The organism is Capnocytophaga periodontitidis, assembly GCF_016126015.1.
Taxonomy (GTDB): domain Bacteria; phylum Bacteroidota; class Bacteroidia; order Flavobacteriales; family Flavobacteriaceae; genus Capnocytophaga; species Capnocytophaga periodontitidis.
The window spans coordinates 1-840 of sequence record NZ_JAEFDB010000042.1; the positions used below are offsets into that span (position 1 = coordinate 1).

Annotated in this window: 1 protein-coding gene; it reads left to right on the top strand. The window is 31.8% G+C overall.

The window, feature by feature from the left end:
- On the top strand, nt 1-840 hold an 840-nt coding region (locus I7X29_RS15215; RefSeq protein WP_198475883.1), incomplete at both ends, for a restriction endonuclease subunit S.

Genomic DNA, 840 nt, shown 5'->3' on the forward strand with positions numbered 1-840 from the left:
TTCCTATTATGAGAAGTTCACCCTATCGGGCGAGGTAAAATGTATTGATGAGGAAATACCTTTTGAAATACCTAACGGATGGGAGTGGTGTAGATTAGGTGATATTACATCTATAACAGGAGGAAAAAGAGTTCCTGTTGGATATAGCTTAACTAATCAAAACACTGGATATAAATATATTCGTGTAGCTGATATGAAACAGTATAGTGTGCGTAATAATGATGTCCATTATATTTCAAAAGAAATTTATTCTCTTATTAAAAACTACACAATATCTAAAGATGATTTATATATAACAGTAGCAGGAACAATTGGAGTTGTAGGAGAAATACCAATAGAATTTGATGGAGCTAATCTTACAGAAAATGCAAATAAAATAGTATTTACTCAATTAAATAAAAAATGTTTAATGTATTTGCTGTCTTCAGATTATGTTCAAACACAAATTAAAAATTGTACAACTAAGGTAGGACAGCCTAAATTAGCTATCATACGGATACAAAATTTTCTTCTTCCTATTCCTCCTCTTGCAGAACAACAACGTATTGTAGAAAAAATAGAAGAGCTTATACCTCATATTGAGCTCTATGGCAAAGCACAAACTGAACTTGATACGCTTAACAGAAACATTAAAGAACAGTTAAAAAAGTCTGTTCTGCAATATGCGATAGAGGGGAAACTTGTACCGCAAGATGAAGCAGAAGGTACTGCTGAAGAACTATTACTACAAATACAGAAAGAAAAACAAAAACTATATGAAGAGGGTAAGTTAAAGAAGAAAGATCTTGTCCATAGTATTATCTTTAAAGGTGAGGATAACAAGTACTATGAGAAGATAGG